We start from the raw sequence: 14103 nt of genomic DNA on the forward strand, positions 1-14103 counted from the left end.
AAATGCGGCTAAATTAAAAAATAGTGGTAAAGCGTAAAGGTAACAACTATGTCAGCACGATTATTATTGGTAGATGATGAACCGGGCTTGCGGGAAGCAGTACAAGCTTATTTGGAAGATAGCGATTTTGCGGTTGAAGTTGCCAGTAATGCTCGGGATGGCTGGGAACTCTTGCAGCAGTACAATCCCGATTTGGTGATTTCAGACATTATGATGCCCCAGGTGGACGGTTATCAATTTCTCAAACAAGTGCGGGAAGATCCTCGCTATAAGGCTTTGCCGGTGGTATTTTTGACGGCTAAGGGGATGACGAGCGATCGCATTCAAGGCTATCAAGCAGGCTGCGATGCTTATCTTTCTAAGCCCTTCGATCCCGACGAGTTAGTAGCAATAGTAACCAATTTGCTGGCCCGTCGCGCGGCTGCTAAGGAGACGAGCGAAAATGCTGAAAGTCCCGATATTGCTGCTTTGACAAGCCAAATGGCAAGAATTGAGTCTTTGTTGAGCGGGCGGAGTTCGATCGCCCAAAGTCCTTCGCCGATTAAAATTGATTTGACTCCGCGAGAACAAAGTGTTTTGGATTTGGTTGCTCAAGGTTTGATGAATAAGGAAATTGCCCGCCGCTTGGAAACTAGCGTGCGTAATGTGGAAAAGTACGTCAGCCGTTTGTTTAGCAAGACGGGTACTAACAGCCGTACTGAGTTGGTTCGCTTCGCTCTCGAACACGGCTTGACGAAATAGGAGTCCTCTCGACTTGGCTGGAGGCTCTGCCTCGCCGAGCTGCGTTACCAGGCTCTTCCTGGTAACGAGAATTATGCAACAACTTAGAAATGTTAAGATATAAGTATTGACAGATATCCGGTGGCTGTGGTATGTCACATCAGCTTGCTGGTGGCAGCGCGGGAGTGCGAAAACTGGTGTGCGAAAACTGGTGTGCGAAAACTGGTGTGCGATCGAACTTCTCACCCACTTTGCTTTGAGTCTGAGATGAACACTCGCAAAGGCTGGAGAATTACTTAACGGGAAAACCTGACTGTTTAAGAGTTTTCACGTAGTAAATAGAAAGGCAAACAGTGGACCGGATATGCTCAGTTAAGCAAACCTGCCGCGAAGAGTCACAGATAAGGTTAGAGTCTGTGGAAAAACAAGCCACTATTAATTAATGACTCTGCTCAAAAACGGATACTTGTGAACTGCCATAGAGGTAAGTACCCCACAATTTTAGGCCCTAGTTCAAGCTCTCAGATTCATCTATGGAGTAAATCTAAAATCTAAAATCTAAAATCGACTGACAGCGCTCTAAAGTAGCCGCAGATGTTGAATGTATAGCAGCACCAAAGTTGAGTTTATACCAGGAGAATACCATGAGGAAAATCACGGCGCGACAAACAATAAGTGCCCTAGTAGCACTGCCGCTCGTACTAATAGCCAATACAACTGAAGCTTTTGCCACTGAGCCCGGTCAGAAAATAGATCCAATTAAGAAAGTTGCGGATTTTGGCGATGAGCTAGATGTTGATATTGGGTTACCAACAACCATTAGCATTGAAGAAAGCGAGGATTGGGATGAACCTGATTTTGCAGCTACTTTAGATATGGAGATTAGTAAATTTATGACAAAAAATCTTCAAGCTGTAATTGATGAGCCACCGCCGATAGTTTATCTCAGTGCTGCAAGGGGTCAGTCAAGCAAGGAATGCCGGATTTCAGCGATATGCGAATAACTGAATCGGATTTGCGCGATTTGGGCGATGGCTGGGAGCCCCGCAAACAAAGACTCTTTGGGTGGATAGAATTTGATCAATTATCAAGATTTCAGTAAAATCCGGTTGATTTTGCTGGGAATATGCGAATAACAGAGTATGTATTTTTTTGGGTATGCTTTAATGCGATCGGCTAACATAATAAGTATGCAGGCTGAAAGAAACTTAACTAATTAATAGTTTCCACTGATGGGAAATAGCCCACAAGGGCAGAAATAAAATTAATCATGTGATTCTTCGCTGTGATTGGCAAACGTAAAAGCGGGTAAAAGTAAACTTAAAGCAACCGCCAAAACGGTTAGGACGTTCTTAATTGCACTTTCCCCTGCGATCGATTCCTTCCATCCGTTACATCCGTTAAATAATCCGTTGCCGAACTTCCATCCGTTACATCCGTTAAATAATCCGTTACATCCGTTACATCCGTTACATCCGTTAAATAATCCGTTGCCGAACTTCCATCCGTTACATCCGTTAAATAATCCGTTACATCCGTTACATCCGTTACATCCGTTAAATAATCCGTTGCCGAACTTCCTTTTTTCGACAGTTTACAGCACCTATCCTGAGAAACTTTTTCACTAATTAATTATGATGAATTCGCACTGCCAGCAAGACACCGCAGCACAGCAAAACAAAAGTTCGCTGCAAACTCTCACCCGGACTCTCTCGATGTCTCAGGGGCAATTTTCGCTGATTTTGGTACGGTGCAATTACAGTGCGATGAGAGAGGAAATTGTAAGGCAATTGCGGGAGCAGTCTGATATCGAGATTCAAGAAATTGTCCTCCCGCCATCTGTTAAAACTCTTTACACGACAATAGAAACCAAACTTTCCTGCAGCCATCCGGCAGCTTTAATGGTGTTTGGATTGGAATCGGTAAGCGCGATCGATCGACTGCTGACTTCTACCAACTACGTGAGGGAAGAATTTCGGAATAATTTTCCATTCCCGGTGGTGCTGTGGGTGACAGACAAAATCTTAAAAAAACTGATTCGGTTAGTAACAGATATCGAAACTTGGACGACAAGTGTGGAATTTGTGATTGGCCCCGACGACTTGGTGGATTTCCTGGGCAAAAGTGCCGATCGCATTTTTTCCAACATTTTGGAAAGTGGCAATTGGCGTTTAACTAATTCTGCCATTCTCGGAGCCAATTCTTTGAGTGAACTAGAGTCGGCTAGCCAAGACTTGCAAACTTGCAACATCAGGTTAGAACCAGCTATTGAAGCGAGTTTGCAATTTATTCGCGGTAGGCACGAATATGCTTGTCACCGCATCCCTGCAGCTATTGAATTGTATCAAAAAAGTCTCAGTTTTTGGAAGCATCAAGTAGCGTTTATTGGACAAAAAACCGAATTTAGCAATTTGTTATTTACCGTTCATCCTGCCCCCGTGTTAGAGGGAATTATGCTATTCCACATCGGTCTTTGCTACCGCTTCCAAGCAGAAAAACACCGCAGCGGAAACCGTCCTTACTGGACGGAAGCTAAGAATTATTTTCAGGAATGTATTGATGTTTTAGAACGGGCGGGACGGCAGGATGCCGTTGGTATATTCATCAATCAACTTGGCGAAGTATTGCAATATTTAGAAGATTGGGATGCACTCTGGAATTTAGCTATCAAAGCTCGGAGGTTACATGAAAATATGGAAAATTCAGCAGTTAATTTGGCTCAAGATTACGGCTTTTTGGCTAGAGTAGCCTTAGAGCAAAAGAACTGGCAAGGGGCGAAAGAATGGGCTTTAATGGCTCTAGACGTTCTCAACTCAAATTTAGAAGCGACGGGACAGGGAACCCCTGTAAAGTCGCAGCATCTAGGCTTGTATCTGTTAATTTTAGCAGAGGCCCAGAGTCAGTTGGGTGAGGTACAGGAGGCGATCGCGCATTTAGAGCTTGCTCGCTCGGAAACCGAAGCGTGCTACAACCCGCAACTGTATTTGCGGGTTTTAGAAATGCTGCGATCTCTCTATTTTCAGCGGGGACAATATCTCGAAGCATTTCAAATTAAGCAAGATTATCGAGCGGTGGAACACACGTATCGGTTCCGAGCTTTTATTGGAGCCGGAAAGTTGCAGCCGCACAGAGAAGCGGTTAATTCCGTCGCCGAAACTATTGCAAACGCGGCTACTATTGCTGACGAAATTACAGCTTCCGGCAGAGAGCAAGACCTCAACCGCTTGATATATAGGATGAACAATACCCCAGACAAACTGACAGTAATTTACGGTCAGTCTGGAGTTGGCAAAAGTTCAATAGTCACGGGAGGATTAGTACCAGCTCTCAAACAAAAAAAAATAGAAATGCGGACTGTTTTGCCCGTAGTGCTGCAAGTTTATAACAACTGGCCGCGGGAATTAACCAGACAGTTATCTGCTGGGAAAGCTGAAATATTCGATCCGGAAATTACCGAAGCAGTACCAGAAATTTCTCCGGTAGATTTTCCAGTAGAAGCAGGTGCAGTCAAGGGAAATCTTATTTCGGGATTTCACAGTGGCTCGACTGGGAATAATGAGGGGCAAAGGGAGCAGTCACAGCCAGTAGAATTAATCATACGACAACAGGCGATCGAATACGAAAATATTCTCAAGGAGCTGCAAATAAATTCCGAACATTTAGTGACTGTTCTGATATTTGACCAATTTGAAGAATTTTTTTTCGTGTGGAAAGAGCCAGCGGAAAGACAAATATTTTTTGATTTTTTGCGGGAATGCTTGAAAATCAAATATTTAAAAGTCGTCCTGTGTTTGCGGGAAGATTACCTGCACTATTTGCTGGAATTTTCCCGACCCAAAAACCAGACAGGATTCGTTAACAATGATATTTTGGAGGACATTCTCAGCAAAAACATTCTGTTTTATTTGGGAAATTTTTCGCTGGTCGATGCGCGATCGGTAATTCGCACTTTAACTGAACGAGCGCAGTTTTACTTAGAACCGGATCTGATCGAAGAATTAGTCAAAGATCTAGCTGGAGAATTGGGAGAAGTCCGCCCGATCGAACTACAACTTGTCGGCGCTCAACTGCAACAAGAGAACATTAGAACTTTAAGTCAATATCAGGAACTCGGCAACAATCCGCAACAAAAATTAGTAGAAAGGTTTCTCGAAGAAGTCATCAAAGATTGCGGCCCGGAAAATGAAGTAGCGGCGCGCCGAGTTTTGTATTTGCTGACAGATGAAGAGGAGATCCGTCCCCTAAAAACCCGCGCCGAATTAGCCTCAAATTTAGCGACGTTTGCCGAAGCTGATAAATTAGATTTAGTCTTAGAACTGTTAGTAAACTCAGGTTTAGTTTTTCGATGGACGGAACTACCGGCAGAGCTTTATCAGCTCGTTCACGATTATTTAGTTAGCTTCATTCGCCAGCAGCAAGAATTAGATCAAAAGGCAGAATTTGAGGAACTGCGAAAGCAAAACCAAATTAACCGAGATGAAATTGAACAAATTCGCAAAGACAGAGAGCAAGATGCTTTGCTGTCGGAAGCTAGAGACAAACAGTACCAAGCGGAAGCTCAACTTTACCAAACTCGGAGATGGCAATTGCGGGCGGCGGTTCTAGGAGTGCTTGTACTCGCAGGTGTTTCAGGGATGGCATTCGAGCAAGCAAAATTAGCAGAAAGCGCACGGCAAGAAGCAGAAAAAAGTCGGACTGATGCCCTAAATTCTGCGTCGGAAGCTTTGGTGCTTTCTAATGAAAAAAATCAATTAGGAGTGTTGGAAAATAGTATCAAAATTGCTCGTGATTCTCAGAAAAGTACAGCGCTGCCTGTGGAGACTAAAAATCAAATTGCTGAAAGACTCAGACAAGCAGTTTCCGGGGTGCAAGAACGCAACCGTTTCGAGCAGCACAGCAAATTTGTTTTGGATGTGAGTGTCAGTCCCGACGGCAATTCAGTTGCTTCGGCAAGTGCTGACAAAACTGTTAAATTGTGGACCAAAGAAGGTAAGTTATTAAAAACTTTTAATCACCCAGATAGCGTGACGAGTATTAGTTTTAGTCCCGATGGGAAAACGATCGCTACTGGTTGTGCCGATCGCATAATTAGAATTTGGCAAGTAGATAACGACAAAAGTGCGATTCCCTACGGGATAGCTCCGCTTCACGGCATTTTATCCGGCCACCGCGATATCGTCACCAGCGTCAGTTTCAGTCCAGACGGCAAAACCCTAGCTTCTGCCAGTCACGACAACACCGTCAAAATCTGGAACCTGGCGAACAAAAAATTGCTGCAAACCTTAACCGGACACAAAGACTGGGTGCTGGGCGTCAGTTTCAGCCCCGACGGCCAAACAATTGCCTCAGCAAGTGTAGACAAAACTGTCAAACTTTGGAACCGAGAAAGTAAAACCCAGAAATTTACAATTAATCCCAAAACATTAACCAAACATTCTGACATTGTGTACAGCATTAAGTTCAGTCCAAACGGCAGAGAACTCGTTTCAGCAAGTGCCGACACCACAGCTAAAATTTGGAAGCGAAACGGTGAGGAAATCAGAACTCTCAAAGGACACAACGATGAAGTTGTCAGCGCGAGTTTCAGTCGCGACGGCAAAAAAATTGTCACGGGCAGTGCCGACGATACGGTGAAAGTTTGGAGTGGCAGCGGCACTTTGCTCAATACTTTTCGAGGACATCAAGACGACGTAAGGGCCGTAAGTTTCAGCGGTGACGGCACTATTGCTTCCGCAAGTAAAGACAAAATAGTGAAAATTTGGAAACCGGACAGCACTCCGCTGAATAAGATTTTATCGGGACACGGAGACTGGGTTTACAAAGTCAGTTTTAGCGCTGATAGCAAAACAATTGCTTCTGCTAGTGGGGACAAAACCGTGAGACTTTGGCGGGATGACGGCAGTTTATTCAAAATCTTAGAAGGTCACAAGGATTCTGTTACCTGGGTGAGCATTTCGCCTGATGATAAAACTGTTGCTTCGGCGAGCGATGACAAAACAGTGAAAGTCTGGAGTTTAAACGGCAAACTGTTAGATACTCTCAGCCACAGCGGTATTGTTAGAAGCGTGAGTTTTAGTCCAGACGGAAAGATAATTGCCGCCGCCAATGCCGATCGCAAATTGTACCTCTGGCGCTGGAACGGTTCTAAAGCAACTTTGTTTGCAAAACTCGATCACACCAATCCAGTAATTAGCGTTAGCTTCAGTCCCGACGGCAAAACTATTGCTACTGCTACCGCTGCGGAGGACAAGGCAAGCGGGAAGAAAAAGGCTTTTGAAATTACCGGAGAAAAGAGAGTTTACCTGTGGCAATTTAACGGTTCATCTGCGAAAATTATGAAAACTATCGACCACCGGGACAGCGTTAAAAATGTTAGTTTCAGTCCCGACGGTAAGACTATTGCTGCTGCTTGCGCTGACAAAAAAGTTTACTTGTGGGGGTTTGATGGCAAGGCAGTTAATTTAACTGAAAAACTCGACCACAGCGATACTGTAGAAAGCGTGAGTTTTAGTCCAGACGGCAAATTGATTGCGGCGGCGAGTGGGGGAAATACTGTTAAACTTTGGGATTTTGACGGCAAGAAGGCGCTGCTATCGAAGACTTTGGAGTCGAGCGATCGGGTGTTGAGCGTTACTTTTAGTTCGGACAGCAAAACTCTGGCTTTTGCTAGTAGGGATAGGAATGTAATTCTGTTGCCTGTGGAGAATTTAGAACTGAATAATATCATTGCTCGCAGTTGCGAGTGGTTGGGAGATTATTTGCAGAATGACCCGAATGTTGCTGAGGGCGATCGGCTGCTGTGTCTGGGGTTTGGGAAGCAGGCGTTAAATAAGAGGAAGTAAACCTTGTTTGTAGTGAGGAATTCATTTCTCTCTCTGCCGATGAAGAAAGAATTCTCTTCATGACTGCTAACCTAGAGTTTAATTTAGATTAAAGTATCTATCTGTTGACTGGTGTTTTTGGCTTTAACTTTGCGCTAAAATTTCCGTAATAAACTTAACTCCTTTGGCGGTTCGCCCGCCGCATTAATCCGCAATTCCAACAAAAGGTAAACCGCATGGATGTCAACTCCCAAAATGTCCAACCAATCCCGCCATTCAACGAGACAAACGAGGAAACACCAGAGATAGGTGGCGGTTTGCCCGTAATAGAATATTGGGCAAAACATACATTGTCCCCGGAAGGCCCGAAACTTTGGAAAACTTTGCTGCACAAAAGTGCTTGTTTGTCATGTTCTTGGGGCACTGGCGGGCAGAAAGGAGGTTTTACAAATGAAGAGGGCGAAAAACTTCAGCGCTGCATGAAAAGCGTTGAAGCAATCTCCGCTGAAATCAAGCCCGCTATCTCTACTGAATTTTTTGAAAAGAAGAGTATTGCACAACTTCAGCAATTAACTTCAATGGAAGCCGACAGGTTGGGAAGGCTGAGTTTTCCGATGATTTTGCGGGCTGGTTCATCTCATTACGATCGCATTTCTTGGGAAGAAGTTTATCAGATTGCCGAAGCTGCGTTTCGCAAAACCCCGGAACGAGTAGCATCTTACAGTTCCGGCCGCTCTTCCAACGAAGCGGCTTTTCTGCTGCAATTGATGATGAGAGCGATGGGTTCCAATAACTTAGCAGATTGTTCCGATCTCTGCCACGCTCCCTCGACAACTGGCTTAAGCGAAATGTTTGCCACACGCACCTCGATAGTGAGTCTAGAAAACTTAAAGCAAGCAGATTGCGTCGTGCTCGCGGGTGCGAATTCTGCCTACAACCATCCCCGCTTCATGAACGAATTAATTAAAATTCGCGACAAAGGCGGTAAAATCATTGTAATCAATCCGGTGATGGAAATCGGATTAGTCAAGTTTGGTTCTCCGGCATTTCCCGTCAAGTCGCTCATCCCCGGTTCCGATATTTCCTCCTTATACTTGCAACCAATTCCGGGCAGCGATACGGCGCTATTTGTCGGCATTCAAAAGTCTATAATCGAACAAGGATTGCTGGACGAAAAATACTTGCAAGCCTATACAGAAGGCTGGGAAGCAGTAGTCCAGCACGCCCGCGAAACCGATTGGGAAACTATTACTAAAACCTGCGGAGTTTCCCAAGCAGAAATTGAGGCAGCAGCCAAAATCATCGGCACTTCAAAGCGAGTTGTATTCGGTTGGGCGATGGGAATTACCCAACACGATAACGGCGTAGATAATGTTTTTAGCATTGCCAACACTGCCTTGATGACGGGAAATGTCGGCAAAGAAGGGGCGGGATTAATGCCCGTCAGAGGACACTCAAACGTCCAAGGATTCGGCTCTATGGGCGTCACTGTGAAGCTGAAAAAAGAAATCCAGGCCGCTCTCGAAAAGTTGTTAGGGCGTCCCCTCAGCCGCGTTAAGGGTTACGAAACTCGATCGCTCATTGAAGCAGCAGATGCAGGCAAAGTCGATACACTGATTTGTCTGGGCGGTAATTTGTATGGGGCGAATCCAGATTCAACGCAGGCAAAACGCGCTTTAAGCAATGTTGAAACCGTTATTTACCTCGCAACCAAACCGAATTTAGGGCATTTTCACGGATTGGCAAAGCACAATACAATTGTGATTCCTGTACTGAATCGTTTTGAAAATCCCCACAAAACAACGGTGGAATCGGGGAATAACTTTGTGCGTTTAAATGATGAGGGTGAAACTCATCTCACTACTTCCGATTTGATTCCTGAAGTAATTTTTTTAACAGAATTAGCGAGCCGAATTCACGGTACTTATCCGGTAGATTGGCGCCAACTTCAGGACACCCGCTACGTTCGGCAATTGATTGCTAAGACCATTCCTGGGTTTGAAAAAATGGCAACAATCGATGAAACAAAAGAGGAATTTACCATCGGCGGTCGCATTTTTACGGAACCTAAATTCCCTACTGATTCTGGGAAAGCGAAGATGTTTGTCGCGCCTTTACCTAAGCTGAGATTACCGGAAGCGAAAGAGTTTGGAGGAGCGGAATCAACACAGGGTATTGTTGTGGCATTGATGACGGGACGCAGCTATTCTCAGCACAATACTGTGGTTTACAAAATTGATGACAAGTACCGGGGAATGCCGCACCGCAACTGCATTTTGATGAATCGTGCGGATGCAGAAAGCACGGGTTTTCAAGAACATCAGCGGGTTACGGTGCAGGGAAATGTCGGGAAAATGGAAAATGTCGAGGTGATTTATGGGGCGGTTCGTGAGGGTGCTGCTTTGATGTTTTATCCTGAAGTTAATGTAATTTTTCACCCGGAGATTGAAAAGCGATCTGGTACGCCTGCTTACAAGCGCGTACCTGCTTTTGTATACGCGGAAGCTCGGCAACGGATGTAAGGGAAGTAACGGATGTTATGATTAGCTCTGCCTTATTTCTTCTTCCTTCTTTCTTCTATAACTCACATTGTGGATGATTTTTAAGAACAGGCAATATCCCTGTTCCACAACGAGTTAATTTTTTGTGGGGTGGGCATCTTGCCTGCCCATATGCAAGTCTTAATTAACTCTTAATTTGCCAAGTTCTACCGCGCCAAGTCCATCCCCAATCTGTTTCAGTTTTAATCGCAGAACCGATCGCAATCGCCGCCACTAACGCACCTCCGAAACCTCCCTACCACCAGTATTTTGTAGGACATTCAGAAATCTCGGCACCCAAACGGCGCAAAGTGTAATGCTGCAAAATTACGCTTACGGATAAACAGATAGTTAACAAGGTAATTGGTTGGTTAGTCGCGGCTGACCTGCTAATATTTTAAGCCGGGGGTCGTTGAGATGCTGTTGCAGGGTTTGCCCGATCGACTTGGTGTCGTCTGTAGTTTGATCGTCTACAATTAAAACCTCTAAGTTTTCCACAGACAGCGGTGTACTCTCCAAAATGGCGATCGCGCAATCCCGAATATTCTCTGCCTCGTTGTATGCTGGTACGATTACCGAAACTTTAGGGAACTGCGCGGCGGGTTGCGGTGAGGGCTTCGCGGAACTTATGTCGGTTTGAGTGAGGCGCATTTTTGACCGATCGGCGCAAATTCTTAGTGTAAGCTCTACTTACAATGAGAGAAAAAATTAGCAGGGTTAACAATATCAAAGCGAACTGACCTCAAAATTTCGGTACACGATTTGTCTCCCTAAATATTAAAAAATATTAAAACAAAAAGCTAGTCGATCGCCCGAAAAGTTATTTTGACCGCCTCTTTTGCTATAATTTGTGAGCATCTTTCGGCTCGCCCGCAGCGAGGGGCAAGACCCCTCACCCATACAGCGACCGAAAAGCCGAGGATAGATATCAGTTTTCAGAGGATATTGCAATGGGCGAATTTTTTACAGTCGATGTGTTTGCGAACACGATAGCGGTACTCGGCGCTTTGGGTTTTTTCTTTTTGGGATATCAAGCTTTGCAGATGTTGAAAAAATAAAGTATGTCAGAAATGAGATGTTGCACCATTGTCAAGAACGGGCAAGATGCCCGTTCCACAAAGAATGATTTTTCTTGTGGAACAGTCATCTTGCCTGTTCCTAAACAAGTATTTGAGAAGGGTGCAATATCTCACTTAGAAGTCAGAAGTCAGAAGTCAGAAGGAAAGAAGTCAGAGGGAAGAAGTCCGATGGAAGTCGGAATAAGGAAAGAAAGAAGAAAGAAAGAAAAAACTATTACGAATACCCAATGCCCTGTTTTGCCAATGCCCAATGCCCTGTTTTGCCAATGCCCAGGAACACCGAATTTACCTGAAAAAGGCTATACAACTGACTCAACATTGCAACTGTTTCTTGCGAAAATCAACCAAAAAAAGGCTGCGTTATTATCATGGTGAGCCAACTTTTAGATGGACGCTATCAAATCATTGAAGTCATAGAAACAGGAGAATTTGGACAAACCTATCTGGCCAAAGATATTCGCCGTCCCGGAGAACCGCAGTGCTTTGTCAAGCACCTGCGTCCCGGTACTACCGAACCGAAATTAATTAATACTACGCGCCGTCTTTTTCAAAAAGAAGCAGAAGTTCTAGAAAAGCTCGGTCAACACGACCAAATCCCTCAGCTATTCGCTTATTTTGAAGAAAATGAAGAATTTTTCTTAGTTGAATCCTTTGTTGCAGGTCACTCGCTATCAACCGAGATTGTACCGGGCAAGCCTTTAACTGAAGAAAAAATGATTTCTTTGCTGAAGGAACTGTTAGAAATTTTAGTGTTTGTACACGGCCAGGGAGTAATTCACCGAGATATTAAACCGGCAAATTTAATCCGCCGCTATTCCGACAACAAGTTAGTTTTGATTGACTTTGGCTCGGTGAAAGAAATTCACATCGCTCAAAGACAAGCGCCGGTAACGGTGCGGATTGGCACTCTGGAATATATGCCGATCGAACAATTTCAATACAACCCGCAACTCAACAGCGATATCTACGCTTTGGGAATGATTGGCATCCAAGCAATGACGGGTTTGCCGGCTTACGATTTGCCGAAACTGCGGGATTTGAAAAATTCTAATAAAGGCGAAATTGTTTGGCGGCATTTAGCCACGTGTTCCCAAGCGCTGGCCGATGTTTTAGACAATATGGTGCGCTACGATTTTCGGGAGAGGTACCAGTCGGCGGCGGAAGCTTTAGCCGATTTGAGAAAAATTGGCGATCGCTCGCGGGCGCGGATTCCCAAGCTAACAATATATCGCGAAGAAGTCGATCGGCGCAGCAGCAGCCGGGGTGATATTACAGTCGTCGGTCGGAGAATATTAGATGAACTGCGCGTCAGTTTGGAATTGCTGCCAGAAGAAGCAGAGGCGATCGAAGATGAGGTATTAAACCCTTACCGCAAATACAGAGAAAAAGGCGAACGCTACGAACAATCACTGCAAGAAGCAATGCAGCAAGAATATCCCTTTTCTCTGGAAACTCGCGACGAATTAAAACGCTTGCAGCAAGTTTTAGGGCTTACCGACGAAGATGCCGCAAAAATCGAAGAATTAGTCATTCCTAAATCTTTATTTGCTAAATTGTACAAGGCGATATCCACAGTTTTGGAGGGACACCGTAACCCCAATCTGCCACCAGCGAGTAGCGCCCCTCAACTCGAATTGCAGGCAAGTCCGGCGGTATCCTCGCAGGTAAATCTGAACGGAAAAACCGATTTCTTGATCGCCAGCCCAGCAGCACTTGTCCCCAAAGAAACTCGCAAATTCAATCCTTATCTTGCCGGGGCAACAATTGCGGCTATCTTAGCTGCGATCGGCGGAATTTACGGATATCTCAAATGGCAAGAATGGCAGCAGCGAGCCCAGAAAGAATCCCAAGAGCTCAATCAAATTGAAGCTCTTTATAAAGCCAGCAATTATGAAGACTGCATCAGCCAAATACCAACAATTGCCAACACTTCCAGCAGCTATTCGTCCGCTCAGAAGTTACAGGAACAGTGCCAATCAGCTCTCCAGTGGAAGAACGCCAAAGTCAAAAATTTCGCTCAGCATTCAGATGCCGTTGGGTCTGTTGCTTTCAGTCCAGACGGCTTAATGTTAGCCAGCGGTTCTAAAGACAAAACCATCCAAATTTGGGATTTAGCTACAGGCAAGTCGATCCGCACTTTTCCAGGAGATTCCTCCACTATTTGGTCGGTTGCTTTTGACTCAAACGGTACGAAACTGGCGACTGGAACCGGTTTTTGGCGAGTCATGCTGTGGGATTTAAAAACAGGGCAAGTGATTCGCAGTCTCGACCACACTGCTTCTGTTTGGTCTGTCGCTCTCAGCCCGGACGGACAGCTTGTCGCTAGCGGTAGCGGAGACAAAACCACAAAGATTTCGGATGCAGCAACTGGCCGTTTGATTCAGAGTTTTCCAGACCATACAGATTTTGTTTATTCTGTTGCTTTCACTCCAGATGGAAAAAGTTTGGTTAGCGCTTCAAAGGATAAAAAAATTACAGTTGTGGATGTCGCAACAGGGGCGTTGCTCAAAACTATTGAGGGACACGGCGACCCGGTGAGGTCGGTTGCTGTTAGCCCAGACGGCAAGACAATAGTTAGCGGTTCCTACGATGAAAGTATTAAAATCTGGAATATCGAAACCGGAGATTTAATTCGCTCTATCCAGGGACATTCTGACGATATTGTCTCGGTTGCTATCAGTCCGGACGGGAAGTTTATTGCGAGCGGGAGCAAGGATAAAACTATTAAAATTTGGGATTTTGCTACCGGAGAATTGCTGAATACTTTGACAGGACATTCCGATGAAGTTTATGTGGTAACTTTTAGTCCCGACGGCAAAACTATTGCTAGCGGTTCTAAAGACAATACTATTAAGTTGTGGCTGAGGTGATACGATTTTAGATTTTAGATGGAATGACTTACTGCATAATGGTGGGGGACTTGCCTACAGTTGCATTTTTTTG

Annotated in this window: 8 protein-coding genes; 7 read left to right on the top strand and 1 reads right to left on the bottom strand. The window is 44.8% G+C overall.

What is annotated here, in order from left to right; translation table 11 throughout:
* Positions 1-48 precede the first annotated feature (48 nt).
* From QUA25_RS12445 to QUA25_RS12465, 5 genes are all read left to right on the top strand, one after another.
* Positions 49-741: a response regulator transcription factor gene (locus tag QUA25_RS12445; RefSeq protein WP_333038110.1), complete on the top strand. Its 693-nt coding sequence runs from the start codon at positions 49-51 to the stop codon at positions 739-741.
* Positions 742-847: 106 nt separating this feature from the next.
* Positions 848-991 carry a hypothetical protein gene (locus tag QUA25_RS12450; RefSeq protein ID WP_333038113.1) on the top strand — a complete coding sequence of 48 codons (144 nt, stop codon included), beginning with the start codon at positions 848-850 and terminating at the stop codon, positions 989-991.
* Between the two features lie 373 nt (positions 992-1364).
* Positions 1365-1724: a hypothetical protein gene (locus QUA25_RS12455; RefSeq protein ID WP_333038115.1), complete on the top strand. Its 360-nt coding sequence runs from the start codon at positions 1365-1367 to the stop codon at positions 1722-1724.
* 630 nt (positions 1725-2354) lie between these two features.
* Positions 2355-7562, top strand: coding sequence for a WD40 domain-containing protein (locus tag QUA25_RS12460; RefSeq protein WP_333038117.1), 5208 nt, complete (start codon positions 2355-2357; stop codon positions 7560-7562).
* 215 nt (positions 7563-7777) lie between these two features.
* Positions 7778-10063, top strand: a complete 2286-nt coding sequence (locus QUA25_RS12465; protein WP_333038119.1) for an FdhF/YdeP family oxidoreductase — start codon at positions 7778-7780, stop codon at positions 10061-10063.
* A 369-nt stretch (positions 10064-10432) separates the two neighbouring features.
* Here QUA25_RS12465 and QUA25_RS12470 read toward each other — a convergent pair whose 3' ends face one another.
* Positions 10433-10732: a glycosyltransferase gene (locus tag QUA25_RS12470; protein WP_333038121.1), complete on the bottom strand. Its 300-nt coding sequence runs from the start codon at positions 10730-10732 to the stop codon at positions 10433-10435.
* A 410-nt stretch (positions 10733-11142) separates the two neighbouring features.
* On the opposite strand from QUA25_RS12470, the gene QUA25_RS12475 reads away from it, so the two are divergent.
* Together QUA25_RS12475 and QUA25_RS12480 are read left to right on the top strand one after the other, a co-directional pair.
* The gene (locus QUA25_RS12475; protein WP_333038124.1) at positions 11143-11535 is read left to right on the top strand and encodes a hypothetical protein; all 393 of its coding nucleotides are present in this window, start codon (positions 11143-11145) and stop codon (positions 11533-11535) included.
* A complete protein-coding gene (locus QUA25_RS12480; RefSeq protein ID WP_333038125.1) occupies positions 11529-14030 on the top strand; it encodes a protein kinase domain-containing protein in 2502 nt (833 codons plus the stop codon). Before QUA25_RS12475 ends, QUA25_RS12480 begins: the two co-directional genes overlap by 7 nt.
* Positions 14031-14103: the final 73 nt, after the last annotated feature.

This window comes from Microcoleus sp. Pol17C6 (assembly GCF_036701145.1).
Classification (GTDB): domain Bacteria; phylum Cyanobacteriota; class Cyanobacteriia; order Cyanobacteriales; family Microcoleaceae; genus Microcoleus.

Bases quoted from the DNA above. Each gene is read 5' to 3' on its own strand.
- QUA25_RS12475 (WP_333038124.1), top strand. From the start codon at position 11,143: ATGTCAGAAATGAGATGTTGCACCATTGTCAAGAACGGGCAAGATGCC.
- QUA25_RS12465 (WP_333038119.1), top strand. From the start codon at position 7,778: ATGGATGTCAACTCCCAAAATGTCCAACCAATCCCGCCATTCAACGAG.
- QUA25_RS12480 (WP_333038125.1), top strand. From the start codon at position 11,529: ATGGTGAGCCAACTTTTAGATGGACGCTATCAAATCATTGAAGTCATA.
- QUA25_RS12460 (WP_333038117.1), top strand. From the start codon at position 2,355: ATGATGAATTCGCACTGCCAGCAAGACACCGCAGCACAGCAAAACAAA.
- QUA25_RS12445 (WP_333038110.1), top strand. From the start codon at position 49: ATGTCAGCACGATTATTATTGGTAGATGATGAACCGGGCTTGCGGGAA.
- QUA25_RS12455 (WP_333038115.1), top strand. From the start codon at position 1,365: ATGAGGAAAATCACGGCGCGACAAACAATAAGTGCCCTAGTAGCACTG.
- QUA25_RS12470 (WP_333038121.1), bottom strand. From the start codon at position 10,732: ATGCGCCTCACTCAAACCGACATAAGTTCCGCGAAGCCCTCACCGCAA.